The sequence below is a fragment of the Mycobacterium sp. DHQP2018-32-09 genome (assembly GCF_058148405.1).
Window position 1 is genome coordinate 1 of the sequence record NZ_JBYVYK010000003.1, and the last position, 15,374, is coordinate 15,374.

General features: G+C 71.6%; 15 protein-coding genes. 8 read left to right on the forward strand and 7 right to left on the reverse strand.

Annotated features, from left to right (window positions below):
• A partial coding sequence (locus tag AC30CM_RS02505) for a DUF5642 family protein (RefSeq protein WP_490115243.1) occupies positions 1 to 625 on the forward strand: 625 nt, incomplete at its 5' end.
• Positions 626 to 635: 10 nt separating this feature from the next.
• On the forward strand, positions 636 to 1,292 hold the full coding sequence (locus AC30CM_RS02510; RefSeq protein ID WP_490115244.1) for a DUF5642 family protein: 657 nt from the start codon (positions 636 to 638) through the stop codon (positions 1,290 to 1,292).
• Here the strand turns inward: AC30CM_RS02510 and AC30CM_RS02515 are convergent.
• Entirely contained in the window at positions 1,289 to 1,885 is a 597-nt protein-coding gene (locus tag AC30CM_RS02515; protein WP_490115245.1) for an alpha-ketoglutarate-dependent dioxygenase AlkB, read from the reverse strand. The two genes, AC30CM_RS02510 and AC30CM_RS02515, sit on opposite strands and share 4 nt — an antisense overlap.
• A 30-nt stretch (positions 1,886 to 1,915) precedes the next feature.
• Positions 1,916 to 2,347, reverse strand: coding sequence for a redox-sensitive transcriptional activator SoxR (gene soxR / locus AC30CM_RS02520; RefSeq protein ID WP_490115246.1), 432 nt, complete (start codon positions 2,345 to 2,347; stop codon positions 1,916 to 1,918).
• 87 nt (positions 2,348 to 2,434) lie between these two features.
• Between soxR and arcA the strand changes: the two genes are divergently transcribed.
• On the forward strand, positions 2,435 to 3,643 hold the full coding sequence (arcA, locus tag AC30CM_RS02525; protein ID WP_490115247.1) for an arginine deiminase: 1,209 nt from the start codon (positions 2,435 to 2,437) through the stop codon (positions 3,641 to 3,643).
• Between the two features lie 62 nt (positions 3,644 to 3,705).
• Here the strand turns inward: arcA and AC30CM_RS02530 are convergent, their stop codons facing one another.
• A complete protein-coding gene (locus AC30CM_RS02530) occupies positions 3,706 to 5,208 on the reverse strand; it encodes a dolichyl-phosphate-mannose--protein mannosyltransferase (protein WP_490115377.1) in 1,503 nt (500 codons plus the stop codon).
• Positions 5,209 to 5,298: 90 nt separating this feature from the next.
• Between AC30CM_RS02530 and rsmI the strand changes: the two genes are divergently transcribed.
• Entirely contained in the window at positions 5,299 to 6,138 is an 840-nt protein-coding gene (gene rsmI / locus AC30CM_RS02535; RefSeq protein WP_490115248.1) for a 16S rRNA (cytidine(1402)-2'-O)-methyltransferase, read from the forward strand.
• On the opposite strand, the gene AC30CM_RS02540 is transcribed toward rsmI, so the two are convergent.
• The 4 genes from AC30CM_RS02540 to metG all read right to left on the reverse strand — a co-directional run bounded on the left by AC30CM_RS02540 (position 6,091) and on the right by metG (position 11,112).
• Positions 6,091 to 7,341, reverse strand: coding sequence for an aminodeoxychorismate synthase component I (locus AC30CM_RS02540; protein WP_490115249.1), 1,251 nt, complete (start codon positions 7,339 to 7,341; stop codon positions 6,091 to 6,093). The two genes, rsmI and AC30CM_RS02540, sit on opposite strands and share 48 nt — an antisense overlap.
• Before the next feature lie 12 nt (positions 7,342 to 7,353).
• A complete protein-coding gene (locus AC30CM_RS02545) occupies positions 7,354 to 8,247 on the reverse strand; it encodes an RNA polymerase sigma-70 factor (protein WP_490115250.1) in 894 nt (297 codons plus the stop codon).
• Positions 8,244 to 9,425 (reverse strand): NAD(P)/FAD-dependent oxidoreductase, encoded by a 1,182-nt coding sequence (locus tag AC30CM_RS02550; protein WP_490115251.1) that lies wholly within the window; start codon positions 9,423 to 9,425, stop codon positions 8,244 to 8,246. The genes AC30CM_RS02545 and AC30CM_RS02550 overlap by 4 nt, the downstream gene beginning before the upstream one ends.
• Before the next feature lie 103 nt (positions 9,426 to 9,528).
• Positions 9,529 to 11,112 carry a methionine--tRNA ligase gene (gene metG, locus AC30CM_RS02555; RefSeq protein ID WP_490115252.1) on the reverse strand — a complete coding sequence of 528 codons (1,584 nt, stop codon included), beginning with the start codon at positions 11,110 to 11,112 and terminating at the stop codon, positions 9,529 to 9,531.
• Between the two features lie 26 nt (positions 11,113 to 11,138).
• Here metG and AC30CM_RS02560 point away from each other — a divergent pair, with 26 nt between their 5' ends.
• The 4 genes from AC30CM_RS02560 (at position 11,139) to AC30CM_RS02575 (ending at position 15,171) form a co-directional block, all read left to right on the forward strand.
• Positions 11,139 to 11,975, forward strand: a complete 837-nt coding sequence (locus AC30CM_RS02560; protein WP_490115253.1) for a TatD family hydrolase — start codon at positions 11,139 to 11,141, stop codon at positions 11,973 to 11,975.
• A 103-nt stretch (positions 11,976 to 12,078) separates the two neighbouring features.
• A complete protein-coding gene (locus AC30CM_RS02565; RefSeq protein WP_490115254.1) occupies positions 12,079 to 13,206 on the forward strand; it encodes a resuscitation-promoting factor in 1,128 nt (375 codons plus the stop codon).
• Positions 13,203 to 14,135 (forward strand): 16S rRNA (adenine(1518)-N(6)/adenine(1519)-N(6))-dimethyltransferase RsmA, encoded by a 933-nt coding sequence (gene rsmA, locus AC30CM_RS02570; protein ID WP_490115378.1) that lies wholly within the window; start codon positions 13,203 to 13,205, stop codon positions 14,133 to 14,135. The genes AC30CM_RS02565 and rsmA overlap by 4 nt, the downstream gene beginning before the upstream one ends.
• Positions 14,136 to 14,208: 73 nt before the next feature.
• Positions 14,209 to 15,171: a 4-(cytidine 5'-diphospho)-2-C-methyl-D-erythritol kinase gene (locus tag AC30CM_RS02575; RefSeq protein WP_490115255.1), complete on the forward strand. Its 963-nt coding sequence runs from the start codon at positions 14,209 to 14,211 to the stop codon at positions 15,169 to 15,171.
• Positions 15,172 to 15,374: the final 203 nt, after the last annotated feature.

Here is a 15,374-nt window from a genome sequence, read left to right on the forward strand (position 1 = left end):
CGGCGCACCCGCCGCGCCACCGCCGCCCGGGCAGCCCACCCCGGCGGCACCCCTACGCCTCGACCTCGACGCCGTCGGCCGCGCCCGCGACGCACTGCCGGCAGGCTTCGAGTTCTCGGCACCACCGAAGCGCGTGAGCCCGTTGGCGCTGTGGGGATTCGGCGACCCCTGGTCGGTCAGCCCGCCACAGTGTGCCGGTCTGGTCGACCCGGCGGTCTCGCCGTCCTCGGTCCGCGGGTGGTCGGCGTCGGGCCCCGGGACCATCGTGTACGCCATCGCCGCGTCGCTGCCGACCGCACCGGACGAGGAGACCCGCGCGGCGTGCCCGTCGTTCACGGTGGCGGCCGGGCACACCTCCGGCACCGTCGCACAGGTGCCCGCGCCCGACGTCCCGTCCGCGACCACGCTGGGCCTGCGCGCCGAGACCGCCACCGTCGTCGAGGGCGGCACCGAAACCCATTCGCAGGCCGACACGTTCGCCGCCCACCTCGGTGACACCGTGGTCTACGTCGTGGTGCGCACCGACCCCGGCGCCGCCGACGGGGCCCTCGGCCCCGGATTCGCCGCCGATCTGTTGAGGCGCACCGTGTCGGCCATCCGGGGAGAGGCGCCGCCCGGCGGGTAGATTGGCGCCGATGTCGCGGACCCCGATCGCCCTCGCGTGCGCCCTGCTGTTGACGGCCTGCTCCGGCACCGCCCCGACGCCCGACGCAGGCGACATCGGCAAGGTGGTCGACCTCAAGGCCGACTTCGGCCCCGAGTTCACCGTGAGCACCCAGGCGCCCACCGGCGTCGACCCCCGCCTGCTGGCTCCGCAGGCGCTCCCGCAGGGCATCCGCTTCGACCCGGCCGACTGCGGAGACCTGGCTAAGGGTCTGCAGCTGCCGCAGGGTCTCAAGGGCAACATGGCCGCCGTCACGGCGGAAGGCGCCGGCAACCGGTTCATCACGATCGCCGTCGAGACGTCGGAACCGGTGTCCTTCCCCGAGCCGGGGGCGAACTGCCAGAAGGTGGCGTTCGAAGGCCCCACCGGCCGCGGCCTGGTCGAGGTCACCGAGGCGCCCAGCATCGAGGCCGCCCGCGTCCTCGGTACCCACCGCGTCGTGCAGACCGTCGCCGACGGCAAACCGGTCTCCGGCGAACTGTACGACTACGTCGCCGCGTTCGGCACCTACCTGGTGATCGTCACGGCCAATCCGCTGGTGGTCCCCGGACGACCCGTCGCCGCGGTGGACACCGGCCGGGCCCGCGACCTCGTCGTCGCCGCCGTACACGCGGTACGCGGGTCCTAACGCACGTCCCGCGGGCGGAACTGCATGCTGATCCGCGGACCCGTCGGCCGCGTCGTCTTCGGCACCGAATGCTCCCAGGTGCGTTGGCACGACCCACCCATGACCAGCAGGTCGCCGTGGCCCTGCGGCACCCGCAGCGACGAGCCGCCGCCACGCGGCCGCAACGCCAGGGTCCTGGTGGCCCCGAGGCTCACGATCGCGACCATGGTGTCCTCTGTGCTGCTGCGCCCGACGTTGTCGCCATGCCACGCGACACTGTCCGAACCGTCCCGGTACAGGCACATGCCCACCGTCGTGAACGGCTCGCCCAATTCGCCGGCGTAGATGTCGTTGATCCGCACCCGCAGCTTGGCGATCACCGGATGCGGGGCCGGCGACACCGCGAGGTCGTGAAAGCTCACCAGCCGTGGCACGTCGAGCACCCGGTCGTACATCTGTCGACGCTCGGCGCGCCAGGGCACGGTCTCGACCAGTTCGTCGAACAGCTCGTCGTGGCCGGACAGCCAGCCGGCGCGGACGTCGATCCACGCACCGTCACTGAGATTTCGCCGCTCGGCGCAGTCGAACAGCGATCCCTGAACCGACAAGGACACCTGCGCATGCTATCGCACAGGCGTTCGACTTCACAGTCTCGCGGCGCCCGGACCGCGTTCGGCGAGCACGTCGTCGGGGTTGGCCAGGGAGCATGCCTTCAAGCTCAGGCAGCCGCACCCGATGCAGCCCGCCAGGTTGTCGCGGAGCCGCTCCAGGTGCATGATCCGCTCGTCGAGATCGGCGCGCCACCCCGCCGACAGCCGCGCCCAATCCTCGCTGGTGGGCACCCGATCGGTCGGCAACGTCTCCAACGCCTCGCGGATGCGCGCCAGCGGGATGCCCAGGCGCTGAGACATCCGGATGAACGCCACGCGCCGGATGGTCTCGCGGGCGTAGCGACGCTGGTTCCCCGTCGTGCGCGTGCTGCTGATCAGACCTTCGCGTTCGTAGAAGTGCAGCGCGGACACCGCGACACCGCTGCGATGCGACATCTCGCCCGGCGTGAGTTCGCGACGGCCCATGAGGGCACCCTAATTGCCCGAGCCGCTGCCCGCGGACCGCGGATCGAAGGCGACACCGACGCCCGCGCCGCGGTTACGGTGCTAGACGTGACATCGACTCAGCTGGGCGTCGACTCCGAGGTGGGGAGGCTGCGGACGGTCATCCTGCACCGCCCCGGCGCGGAACTGCAGCGCCTGACGCCCCGCAACAACGACCGGCTGCTGTTCGACGGTCTGCCGTGGGTGGCCAAGGCGCAGGAGGAACACGACGCCTTCGCCGCGCTGCTGCGATCCCGCGGCGTCGAGGTGCTGTTGCTGGCCGACCTGCTCACCGAGTCGCTGGCCAGTGGGGCCGCCCGCATGCACGGCATCTCCGCCGCGGTGGACTCGCGGCGGCTGGGACTGCCGCTGGCGCGCGACCTGTCGGCCTTCCTGCGCACGCTCGACGCCGCGCCGCTGGCGCACGTGCTGATGGCGGGCATGACGTTCGACGAACTGCCCTTCGGCGAGCGCGAGACGTCGCTGGTGCGGCGCATGCACCACGGTGCCGACTTCGTCATCGACCCGCTGCCCAACCTGCTGTTCACCAGGGACTCGTCGTTCTGGATCGGTCCCCGCGTGGCCATCACGTCGCTGTCCATGCCCGCCCGGGTGCGCGAGACGTCGCTCACCGACCTCGTCTACGCCCACCACCCCCGCTTCCTCGGGGTGCGGCGCGCCTACGAGTCGCGCTCGGCGCCGGTGGAGGGTGGCGACGTGCTGCTGCTCGGACCCGGCGTCCTGGCCGTCGGCGTGGGGGAGCGCACCACCCCGGCGGGAGCAGAGGCGCTGGCGCGCAGCCTGTTCGACGACGGCCTGGCCCACACGGTGCTCGCCGTGCCCATCGCCCAGGAACGCGCGCAGATGCACCTCGACACCGTGTGCACCATGGTCGACCGCGACGCCGTGGTGATGTACCCCAACATCGTCGACTCGTTGTCGGCGTTCACGATTCGTCAGACCGGCAGCGGGGTGACGATCGACCGGGCGGCCCCGTTCGTCGAGGCAGCCGCCGACGCGATGGGCATCGCCAAGCTGCGCGTCATCGACACCGGTCTGGACCCGGTCACCGCCGAGCGCGAGCAGTGGGACGACGGCAACAACACGCTGGCCGTCGCGCCCGGCGTGGTGGTGGCCTACGAGCGCAACGCGGAGACCAACACCCGCCTGATGGATTCGGGCATCGAGGTGCTGCCCATCGCGGCGTCCGAACTCGGTACCGGACGCGGCGGCCCGCGCTGCATGTCCTGCCCCGCCGCCCGGGACCCGCTCGACTGAGCCGCTTCCGGTTGCCGTCAGGGTCGTGATCGGGTGCCGTTCACGACCCGCGACGGCAATCGCTACCGCCAGGACGGTAGCCAGATCTGCATGTTCCACGTCGACTGCGAGATCGGCAGCCCCGTCAGCACCGGGTAGAGCCACGCGAAGTTGGTGATCACCAACGCCATGTAGCCGCACACCACCAGCAGACCCAGCGTGCGCCGCTCGGCGTTCTGCCGTGGCGCGTACAGGATGTCGCCGAGGATCAACGCGATCGCCATCACCAGGAACGGCGCCATGGGCGCGGCGTAGAAGAAGTACATCTGCCGGTCGATGTCGGCGAACCAGGGCAGGTACCCGGCGAAGTACCCGACCAGCACCACGCCGTAGCGCCAGTCGCGTTTCACCACCGCCCGCCACAGCGCCCACCCCAGCACCGGCACCGCCACGAACCACATCGCGGGCGTGCCGACCAGCATCACGGCCTTCACACACGACTGCGCCCCGCAGCCGGCCACGTCCTGCTGGTCGATGGCATACAGCACCGGGCGCAGCGACATGGGCCACGTCCATGGCTTGGACTCCCACGGGTGGTGGTTGCCCGCGGCGTTGGTCAGCCCCGAGTGGAACTTGTACACCGACGCCATGTAGTGCCACAGCGAGCGCACCGCGTCGGGCAGCAGACCGCCCTCGCCGATGGTGCGCCCCTCCTCGTGGCGGTACACCCCGGTCTCGGATGCGAACCACGGCCCGTAGCTGGCGAGATACACGCCCACCGGGATCAGCGCGAAGACGTATGCGGTGGGGCCCAGGTCACGGCGCAGGGTGCCGACCCACGGCCGCGGTACCCGGTACTGCTTGCGGGCGGCGACGTCGAACGCCAACGTCATCACGCCGAAGAACAGCACGAAGTACAGCCCCGACCACTTCACCGACAGTGCCAGCCCCAGCAGCACGCCCGCCCCGAAGCGCCACCACCGCACGCCCAGCCGCGGTCCCCACGGCGTCTCCCCGATGCGGCCTTCCAGCAGGGCGACGTGCATGCGCTCGCGCATCTGGTCGCGGTCGACGATGAGCGCGCCGAACGCCGCCACCACGAACACCACCAGGTACACGTCCAGCAGTGCGGTGCGCGCCGTCACGAAGCTGACGCCGTCGGCGATGATCAGCAGACCCGCGATGCCGCCGATGAGCGTCGACCGCGTGATGCGCCGCACGATCCGCGCCACCAGCACCACCAGGACGACGCCGCACACCGCGCCGCTGAACCGCCAGCCCAGGCCGTTGTAGCCGAACATGGCCTCGCCGATGGCCATGAGGAACTTGCCCATCGGGGGGTGTACCACCAGGCCGTAGCCGGGGTTGTCCTCGACGCCGTGGTTGCCCAGCATCTGGTAGGCCTGCGGCGCGTAGTGCTTCTCGTCGAAGATCGGCGTGCCGGCATCGGTCGGCGAACCGAGGTTGAGGAACCGGGTCAGGGCGGCCAACGCCAGGATCACCGCCGTCATGGCCCAGCCCTGCAGCCGGTCCACCGGCTCGAAGTCCGGCACGGGCAGCAACGGCGCCGGGCTGATCACCGGCACCGCGCGCCGACCCTCCGCCGGCTCCTCGCGGGCGTCGGCAGCGGCGTCGGTGGTCGGGGCGCTCACGACTGCGATCGTAGGCTGTCCGGTGTGACGGAAGGCCGCCTGCTGCTTGCAGCCACGCCATTGGGCCAGGTCGGCGACGCCTCGGCGCGTCTGGTCGACGCGCTGGGCAGCGCGGACGTGATCGCCGCGGAGGACACCCGACGGGTACGCCTGCTGGCGCAGTCGCTGGGGGTGACCCTTGCGGGCCGCGTGACCAGCTTCTTCGATCAGAACGAGGCCTCGCGCGTCCCGCAGCTGCTCGACGACGTGGCCTCCGGGGCGACGGTCCTCGTCGTCAGCGATGCCGGGATGCCGTTGATCAGCGATCCCGGCTACCGGCTGGTGGTGGCTGCCGCGGCGGCGGGGCTGACCGTCAGCTGCCTGCCGGGGCCGTCGGCGGTGACGACGGCGTTGGCCGTCTCCGGGTTGCCGTCCGACCGGTTCTGCTTCGAGGGCTTCGCGCCGCGCAAGCAGGCCGCCCGCGCCGCGTGGCTGGGGGAGCTGGCCACCGAGCGCCGCACCGCGGTGTTCTTCGAGTCGCCCCGCCGGCTCGCCGACGCGCTGCGCGACGCCGTCGACGTCCTGGGCGGGGACCGCCGCGCCGTGGTGTGCCGCGAGCTGACCAAGACCCACGAGGAGGTGCGGCGCGGCACGCTCGCCGAGCTGGCCGAGTGGGCGGCCGACGGCGTCCTCGGCGAGATCACGGTGGTGCTGGCCGGTGCGGTGCCCCGGACGGATACCGCCACGCTGGTGACCGAGGTGCTGGCGCGCGTCGAGACCGGCATGCGCGTCAAGGATGCGTGCGCCGAGGTGGTCGCCGAGCACCCCGGCGCGCCGTCACGACGGGAGCTCTACGACGCCGTGCTGCGTGCGCGACAGGATTGACGCCGCCTTGTCGAGGCACTCCTGCCATTCGCGATCGGGGTCGGAATCGGCGGTGATGCCGCCGCCGACGCCCAGCACCACGGTCGCGTCGGCCGAGATCTCCAGGGTTCGGATGGCCACGTTCAACTCGCAGCCGGCCACCGGTGACGCGAATCCGACGGTCCCGCAGTAGATTCCGCGTCGACGGGGTTCCCAGCGCCTCAACAGTTCCCGGGCGCGCGCCTTGGGGGTCCCGGTGACCGACGCCGGCGGGAACGTCGCCTCGAACAGTGCGGCGGTGGGCAGGTCGCGGCGCACCCGGGCGGCGACCGTCGACACCAGGTGCCACACGCCGGGAGCGCGCCGCACCGCGAGCAGTTCGGGCACCGTGACCGTGCCGGTGGCCGCGACGCGCCCCAGGTCGTTGCGCACCAGGTCGACGATCATCACGTTCTCCGCGACGTCCTTGACCGACGTCCGCAGTGCCGCAGGCGGCCGGTGCAGCGGCAGGGTGCCCTTGATGGGGCTCGAGACGACGCGTTCGCCATGGCGGGCCAGGAAGAGTTCCGGCGACAGCGAGGCCACCGCGCCCCACTCGCCCGCCACGAACGCAGCGCGCGCGGGCGCGGTCGCGCCCACCAGGTCGGCGAAGACGTCGACGGCGCGGCCCTCGAGTCGGCCGGTGAACCGGGTGCACACGCACGCCTGGTAGACCTCGCCGGCGCGGATCGCCTCCAGGCAGGCCAGCACCCCGCGACGGTGCTCCTCGCGATCCGGTGCCCGCCAGTCCACGTGATGTGGCGCGGCGGGCGCGGGCTCGGCCATGGCCGTCTCGATCCAACTGGGAAGCGCTGTGCCGGAGAGGGTTTCGTACCACCAGTCGCCGGCGCGGTCCTGCCGCAGGACGCAATCGGTCCAGCCGCCCGCGGCCTCGGGGACGCGGGGGCCCGCCCCGTCGGCGGCGGCATCGGGGTAGGACAGGTACCCCACCCAGCCGCCGCCGACGACACCGTCGGCGACCGGGCCCTCGCCGGAGGCGACGTCGAACACCGCGGCGGGGTCGACGGGGTGGACGGCGACGCTGGGGACGAGGACGGCGCGCGAGTGAAACCAGTCGCCGGTCAGCGCCGCCGGCGGCGGCAGGCCGAGCCGCGCGGTCGCCGTGGCCAGTGCGCGCAACGTCGCTGCGGCACTTCCCGGTACGGCCAGCCGCTCGACGTGCACGTCATCAGCTTGTCAGACGCGTCCGATCTCCCGCGACACCGTCACGCCCGCCAGCTTGTCCGGATTGCGCATGGCGTAGAAGTTCGCGATCTTGCCGTCGACGACGTCGACCGAGACCACGCCTTCGAGCCGGTCGCCCAGGTACAGCACCAGCGCGGGCGCGCCGTTGTAGAACGCCGGTTCGGCCCGCCCTTCGGGGCCGCCGAGGCGGATCAGACCGACGACGAGGCGTGCCACCGCGTCCGAGCCCGAGACGGGACGTCGTGCGGCGCTGGCCTTTCCGTCGCTGTCGGCGATCCACACCACGTCCGGCGCCAGCATGCCCATCAGGCCCCCGACGTCGCCGCCGGCCGCCGTGGCGAAGAACCGTGCGGTGAGCGCCAGCGAGGCCTCCGGGTCGACGGGCGCGAACCGCTTGCGGCGGGCCCGCACGTGTTCGCGTGCGCGGTGGGCGATCTGGCGGACCGCCGCCGTCGACTTGCCGACGGCGGCCGCGATCTCGTCGTGGTCGAAGCCGAACACCTCGCGCAGCACGAACACCGCCCGTTCCTCGGGGCCCAGGGTCTCCAGCACCACCAGCATCGCCATCGACACCGACTCGGCGAGCACCACGTCGTCGGCCGCGTCGGTGGTGTCCAGCAGCAGCGGTTCGGGTAGCCACGGGCCCACGTACTCCTCGCGTCTGCGCGACTGCGCGCGCAAGGCGTTGAGCGCCTGGCGCGTCACCAGCTTGGCGAGGTAGGACTTGGTGTCCCCGACGGTGGCGAGGTCGACCTCGGCCCACCGGAGGTAGCCGTCCTGCAGCACGTCGTCGGCTTCGGTCGCCGAGCCCAGGATCTCGTAGGCGATGGTGAACAGCAGGGGCCGCAGCGCGGTGAAGCGCTCGGCGTGCTCGGTGGATCTCATCGGGTCCCGGGCCGACCCGCCCGAACGACCACCCGCTGCGCCCGCTTGCCGCCCTTGAGCCAGAAGTAGGACCCCGGCGTGCGCGCCTCCTTCGCCAGGAACGACACCGTGCCCTTGCACACGGCCTCCTTGAGACCCGCCGCGAGGCGGCCGCCGACGTACAGCGGCAGCACGGTGTCGTCGAGGTGGGCGAGCTGGATGGTGGCGGCCCTGCGGCCCAGGCTGATGCACTGGCCGGTGAACGCCTGGTTCACCGTGGCGGGCTCGGTCCCCGCGATCCGGCTGAGCACGGTGTCGGCGGCCTGGGCGCCCAGCGGCAGGGCGGCCTGGCAGCTCATCCGCAGCGGGACGCCCGACGGGGCGGAGGCGTCGCCGGCCGCGACGATCCTGGGGTCGTCGAGGCTGGTGAGCGTCTCGTCGGTGAGCAGGCGCCCCAGTGCGTCGGTGCGCAGACCGCTGCGCGCCGCCAGCTGCGGCACCCCGAACCCCGCGGTCCAGATGGTCAGCGCGCTGGGCAGGTCGCGTCCGTCGGCCAGCGTCACCGCGTCCCGGCCCACGGCGGTGACCGTGCCCGCGGGACCGTCGAGGACGGTGACGCCGAGCTTGCGCATCGCCTTGGCGACCGACCGTCGGCCCGGCTTGCTGAGGTAGGGCCCCAGCACGCCGCCGCACACCAGCGTCACCGCGTGGCCGGCCTCGCCGAGTTCGGCGGCCGTCTCGATGCCGGTCGGCCCGGCCCCCACCACCGTCACGGGTCGTCCCTCGGGCAGCGCGGCGATCGCGGCGCGCAGTCGCTCGCCGTCCTCGAATTCGGAGAGCGAATGGGCGAACTCGGCGGCGCCCGGCGCCGGCGGCGTCGCACCCGTGCTGCCCACGGCGTAGATCAGATAGTCGTAGTCGACGGTGCCGCCGGAGGCCAGCGTCACGGTGCGGGTGGCCGCGTCGATGGTGGCCACGCTGTCGACGACCAGCCGCACGTGGTCGCCGAGCACGTCGGCGTAGTCGACCACGGCGTCGTCGGACCCGGTGACCAACTGGTGCAACCGGATCCGCTCGACGAACATCGGTCGCGGGTTGATCAGGGAGACGACGACGTCCGGGTGCGTGCGCAGCCGGTTGGCGGCGAGCACGCCCGCGTACCCGCCACCGACGACGACGACGTGAACGTTCTGGGTCATGACCACTCCTTCGGTCGTGCCGGCCGCTGGTGCGAGCCGGGCTGACCTCGAGACACCGGTGCCCGTCGAAGTGTGACAGGACCGGGGCGGATCGTGACCCAGATCACTCCACCTGGTAGCGGGGGAACACGCCCTCGGGTTTCGGCAGGTCCGTCCCGGGCGCCAGGCGCGTGCCGATGGCCGCGAAGGTGCGGGCATCGGCGGGCTGGCCCAGCAGGTCCAGGAGCTTGGCCGCCGAACCCGGCATCACGGGTTGGACGAGCAGCGCGGCCACGCGCACGGTCTCCAGCGTCACGTAGAGCACGGTGGCGAAGCGAGCCTGATCCGCCGGGTCGTCGGACTTGCGCAGCACCCACGGTTCCTGCGCCGAGAAGTAGCGGTTCGCCGCGCCGAGGACCGACCAGATGGCCTCGAGACCGAGGTGCATCGCCGGCACGTCGAAGTGGGCGCGCACCTTGGGCAGCAGCGCGTCGACGGCGTCGAGCTGCTCGAGGTCGGCGTCGGTGAACTCGCCGGGCTCGGGAACCCGGGCGCCGAGGTTCTTGTCGACCATCGACAGCGATCGTTGGGCCAGGTTGCCCAGCTCGTTGGCGAGGTCGGCGTTGATGCGGCCGATGATCGCGTCCTCGCTGTAGCTGCCGTCCTGGCCGAACGGCACCTCGCGCAGCAGGAAGTAGCGCACCGGGTCCAGCCCGAAGGCGTCGACCAGCGCGCTCGGGTCGACGACGTTGCCGACGGACTTGCTCATCTTCTCGCCGCTGTTGAGCAGGAACCCGTGCACGAACACGCGGCGGGGCAGTTCCAGGCCCGCCGACATCAGGAACGCCGGCCAGTACACGGTGTGGAACCGGATGATGTCCTTGCCGATCATGTGCAGATCGGCGGGCCAGTACCGACGGAACGTCTCGGAGTCGGTGTCCGGGAAGCCGGCGCCGGTGAGGTAGTTGGTCAGCGCGTCCACCCAGACGTACATGACGTGGTCGGGATGTCCCGGCACGGGCACGCCCCAGTCGAACGTGGTCCGGGAGATCGACAGGTCGCGCAGTCCGCCGGAGACGAAGCTGACGATCTCGTTGCGCCGCACGTCGGGCCCGATGAACTCGGGATGGGCGGCGTAGTGGGCGAGCAGCCGGTCGGCGTAGGCCGACAGGCGGAAGAAGTAGGTCTGCTCCTCGGTCCACGTGACCGGGGTGCCGGTCTCGCGCGAGTACTTCTCGCCGTCGGGGCGCGTCTCGAGTTCGTCCTCGGTGTAGAAGCGCTCGTCGCGCACCGAGTACCAGCCGGAGTACGAGTCGAGGTAGATGTCGCCGGCCGCCTCCATCCGCTGCCAGATGGCCGCCGACGCCTCGAGGTGGTCGGCGTCGGTGGTGCGGATGAAGCGGTCGAAGGACGCCCCCAGCTTCTCCTGCATGGCCTGGAACGCGTCGGAGTTGCGGCGCGCGAGATCGGCGGTGGGGATGCCCTCGGCCGCGGCGGTCTGCGCCATCTTCAGGCCGTGCTCGTCGGTGCCGGTCAGGTACCGGACGTCGAAGCCGTCGAGCCGCTTGAAGCGGGCGATGGCGTCGGTCGCCACGTACTCGTAGGCGTGCCCGATGTGCGGCTTGCCGTTGGGGTAGGCGATCGCCGTGGTGACGTAGAACGGCTGCCCGGGCTGGGACGGCGCTGGGGAAGGCGAATCGGTACTCATCGCGACTCACCTTATTGTCTAGTGTCGTGCCGAGAAACGATCGCCAGCCGCCGCCGCTGCCGGAGCCGTTGGCGCCGCTGATCGACGCGCACACCCACCTCGATGCGTGCGGCGCCCGGGACGCGGCCGACGTGCACGCGACTCTGGACCGCGCGGCGAGCGTCGGCGTGGAGGCTGTGGTCACGATCGCCGACGACCTCGAGGCCGCGAGGTGGGCGGTGGCCGCCGCCGAGTGGGACGACCGGGTGTACGCCGCGGTGGCGCTGCACCCGACGCGGGCCAACGCACTGGACGCCGCGGCGCGCGCCGAGTTGGAGCGCCTCGCCGCCCATCCCCGCGTCGTCGCGATCGGGGAGACGGGCATGGACATGTACTGGCCCGGCCGTCTGGACGGGTGCGCCGAGCCCGCCGAACAGCGCGAGGCGTTCGCCTGGCACGTCGACCTGGCCAAGCGTCACGGGAAGCCGCTGATGATCCACGACCGCGACGCCGACGCCGAGGTGCTCGACGTGCTGCGGGCCGAGGGCGCCCCGGAGACCGTGATCTTCCACTGCTTCTCGTCGGGGCCGCAGATGGCGCGCACGTGCGCCGACGCCGGGTGGCTGATGAGCCTGTCCGGCACCGTTAGCTTCCGCAATGCCGCGGCGTTGCGAGAGGCCGCGGTGCTCATCCCGGCGGATCTGCTGCTGGTGGAGACCGACGCGCCGTTCCTCACGCCGCACCCGTACCGGGGGGCACCGAACGAGTCGTACTGCCTGCCCTATACCGTGCGGGCATTGGCCGAGGTCCGCGGGGTGCCGGCCGAGGATCTGGCAGCCCAGACCGCGCGGAACGCGCGCGTCACCTACGGATTGCGCCGGTGACGCGAGTTGCCGCGGCCAGGGGGCTTCGTTACCGTCTTGTGATGAAACAGCCGGTCACGCCCCCCAGGGGTTTGCTGGCCATGACTCGCTGGGATTGTCGATCTTGAATGCCTTGCACAAACTTCATCAGTCGCGCTCGCCCATGCTGCGGGTCTCCGTCGGGATGCTGCTGGCCGGCCTGACCTTCGCGGGCGGTACGGCCGTCGCGTCGCACAAGACCGTCACGCTCTCCGTGGACGGCACGACCATGACGGTGTCCACGATGAAGGCCCACGTGCTCGACGTGGTGGAGGAGAACGGCTTCAGCGTCGGCGATCGCGACGATCTCTTCCCGGCCGCCGACGCCGACGTGCACGACGCGGACACCATCGTGCTGCAGCGCAGCCGTCCGGTGCAGATCTCGCTCGACGGCCAGGGCAGCCGCGAGGTGTGGACCACGGCGTCGACGGTGCAGGATGCGCTGGCCCAGCTCTCGCTGACCGACACCGCCCCCGCCGCGGCGTCCCGCGCCACCCGGGTGCCGCTGGAGGGCATGTCGCTGCCGGTGGTGAGCGCGCGCACGGTGCAACTCGACGATGGCGGCGTGGTGCGGACGGTGCGCGTGCCTGCCGCCAACGTCGCCGGGATGCTGGAGGCCGCCGGCGCTCCGTTGCAGCAGAGCGACACCGTGGATCCGCCGGCGTCGGCGCCGCTGGTGGACGGCATGCAGGTGCGGGTGACGCGGGTGCGGATCGCGAAGGTCACCGAGCGACTGCCCCTGGCGCCGGCCAACCACGAGATCCCCGACCCCGACGTGAACATGAGCCGCCGCGTGGTCGAAGACGCGGGAACGCCTGGGACGCAAGACGTCACGTTTGCAGTCGCCAGCGTGAACGGCGTGGAGACCGGCAGGTTGCCAGTAGCCAATGTCGTATTGACCCCGGCCAAGGACGCCGTCGTGCGGGTGGGCGCCAAACCGGGCACGGAGGTGCCCCCGGTATCTCAGGGCGCCACGTGGGATGCCCTCTCGCAGTGCGAAGCGGGAGGTAACTGGGCCATCAACACCGGCAACGGTTTTTACGGTGGTGTGCAATTTGACCAAAACACATGGGAGCGCAACGGTGGTCTGCGCTATGCTCAGCGCGCGGATCTCGCAACGAGGGAAGAGCAGATCGCGATTGCTGAAGTAACGAGGGCGCGCCAAGGGTGGGGTGCCTGGCCGACGTGTAGTGGAAGGTTGGGAGTCCGCTGACCATCAGGCTGCTCGGTCGCACCGAGATAAGACATCTGGCCAAGGAGCTCGACTTCCGGCCGCGGAAGTCGTTCGGGCAGAACTTCGTGCACGACGCCAACACCGTGCGTCGCATCGCGTCAGCGTCCGGCATCAACCGGCACGATCACGTCCTCGAGGTCGGCCCGGGCCTCGGCTCCCTGACCCTCGCGCTGCTGGACCGCGGTGCCAAGGTCACCGCCGTCGAGATCGATCCGGTGCTGGCCCGCCAGCTTCCCAAGACCATCGGCGAGCACTCGCACAGCGAGATCACGCGCCTCACCGTCATCCCGCACGACATCCTCACCCTCACCAAGGGCGACCTCGAAGAGCAGCCCACCGCCGTCGTCGCCAATCTGCCGTACAACGTGGCGGTGCCCGCCATCCTGCACGTGCTGGCCGAGTTCCCGACCATCCGCACCGTCATGGTGATGGTGCAGGCCGAGGTCGCCGAGCGTCTGGCCGCCGAGCCCGGTGGCAAGGACTACGGCGTACCGAGTGCCAAGGTCCGCTTCTACGGCAACGTGCGCCGCTACGGCATGGTCTCGCCGACGGTGTTCTGGCCCATTCCGCGGGTGTACTCGGGTCTGGTCCGCATCGACCGGTACGAGGTGCCGGAGGGTACGGCGCCCCGGTGGCCCACCGATCCGGAGTTCCGCGACGCGGTCTTCAAGCTCATCGACATCGCGTTCGCGCAGCGTCGCAAGACGTCGCGCAACGCATTCGCCGAGTGGGCGGGGTCGGGCAACGAATCCGCCGAACGGCTGCTGTCGGCCAGCATCGATCCCGCACGCCGCGGCGAGACGCTGAGCATCGCCGACTTCGTCCGGCTGCTACAGCGCTCGGGCTGGACGCCCGGTGGTACGGCGGACGCCGATCAGGAGCAGCAGGAGCAGATCCACACGTCGTAGCCCGGTTCCGGGTGGCCCCACGGTTGCCCGCCGAGTTTGCCCTCCGACGCGTTCGCCCGACTAGTGTCGTGGCGTGCCCGCATCCGATGGACGTCCCGCCTCTGACTGGGTTCCCACGGGTGCCGTGACGGTCCGCGTGCCGGGCAAGGTCAACCTGCATCTGGGGGTGGGCGACCTCCGCGACGACGGCTATCACGAGCTGACCACGGTGTTCCATGCCGTGTCACTGTTCGACGAGGTGACGGTGCGCGCGGCGGACGTGTTGTCCCTCGACGTCACCGGCGAGGGCGCCGGGGACGTGCCCACCGACGGCGCCAACCTGGCATGGCGGGCGGCGGAGTTGTTGGCCGACCACGTCGGACGCGCCCCCGACGTCGAGATCTCGATCGCGAAGTCCATCCCGGTCGCCGGAGGCATGGCCGGCGGCAGCGCGGATGCCGCGGGCGTGCTGGTGGCCATGAACTCGCTGTGGGAGCTGGGCCTGCCGCGTCGCGACCTGCACGCGCTGGCCGCCGAGCTGGGCAGTGACGTTCCGTTCAGCCTGCACGGCGGTACCGCGCTGGGCACCGGCCGCGGCGAGCAGCTGGCGACGGTGCTGGCGCGCAACACGTTCCACTGGTTGCTCGCCTTCTCCGACGGCGGCCTGTCGACGCCGCAGGTGTTCGCCGAGATCGACCGCCTGCGGGAGGCCGGTGACGGCGGCCCGGCGCGGCTGGGCGATCCGGAGCCGCTGCTCAGTGCGCTGGCCTCCGGTGACGCCGCGCGGCTGGCACCGCTGCTGGGCAACGATCTGCAGGCCGCGGCCGTGGGGTTGGACGGGCGGCTGCGGCGGACGCTGGCCGCGGGCGTCGACGCGGGGGCGTTGGCCGGCATCGTGTCGGGTTCGGGGCCCACGTGCGCGTTCCTGTGTGCGACGCCGTCGGCGGCCCTCGACGTGGGCGTGGAGCTGGCGGGGGAGGGCGTGTGCCGCACCGTGCGCGCCGCCAGCGGACCGGTGCCGGGCGCGCGGGTGGTTCCCGCGACCTCGTCGCGCTGACGCGCCCGCTCCTCACCTGCGGCGATGCGGCTGTGATCAACTCGGTTGCCCGAATGGTTTGGCAGTTACTTAAGAGTCTCTTAAGATGAGCGACGGTGAAAACTACCGGTCGTGCGTCCCTCGTGACGTCCTTGCTCGTCGGGTCTCCCGGCGGGTGGTTCGGCGGTCGGTTCGGCACTGGCCCTCGGACCGGCTGGTGCGCG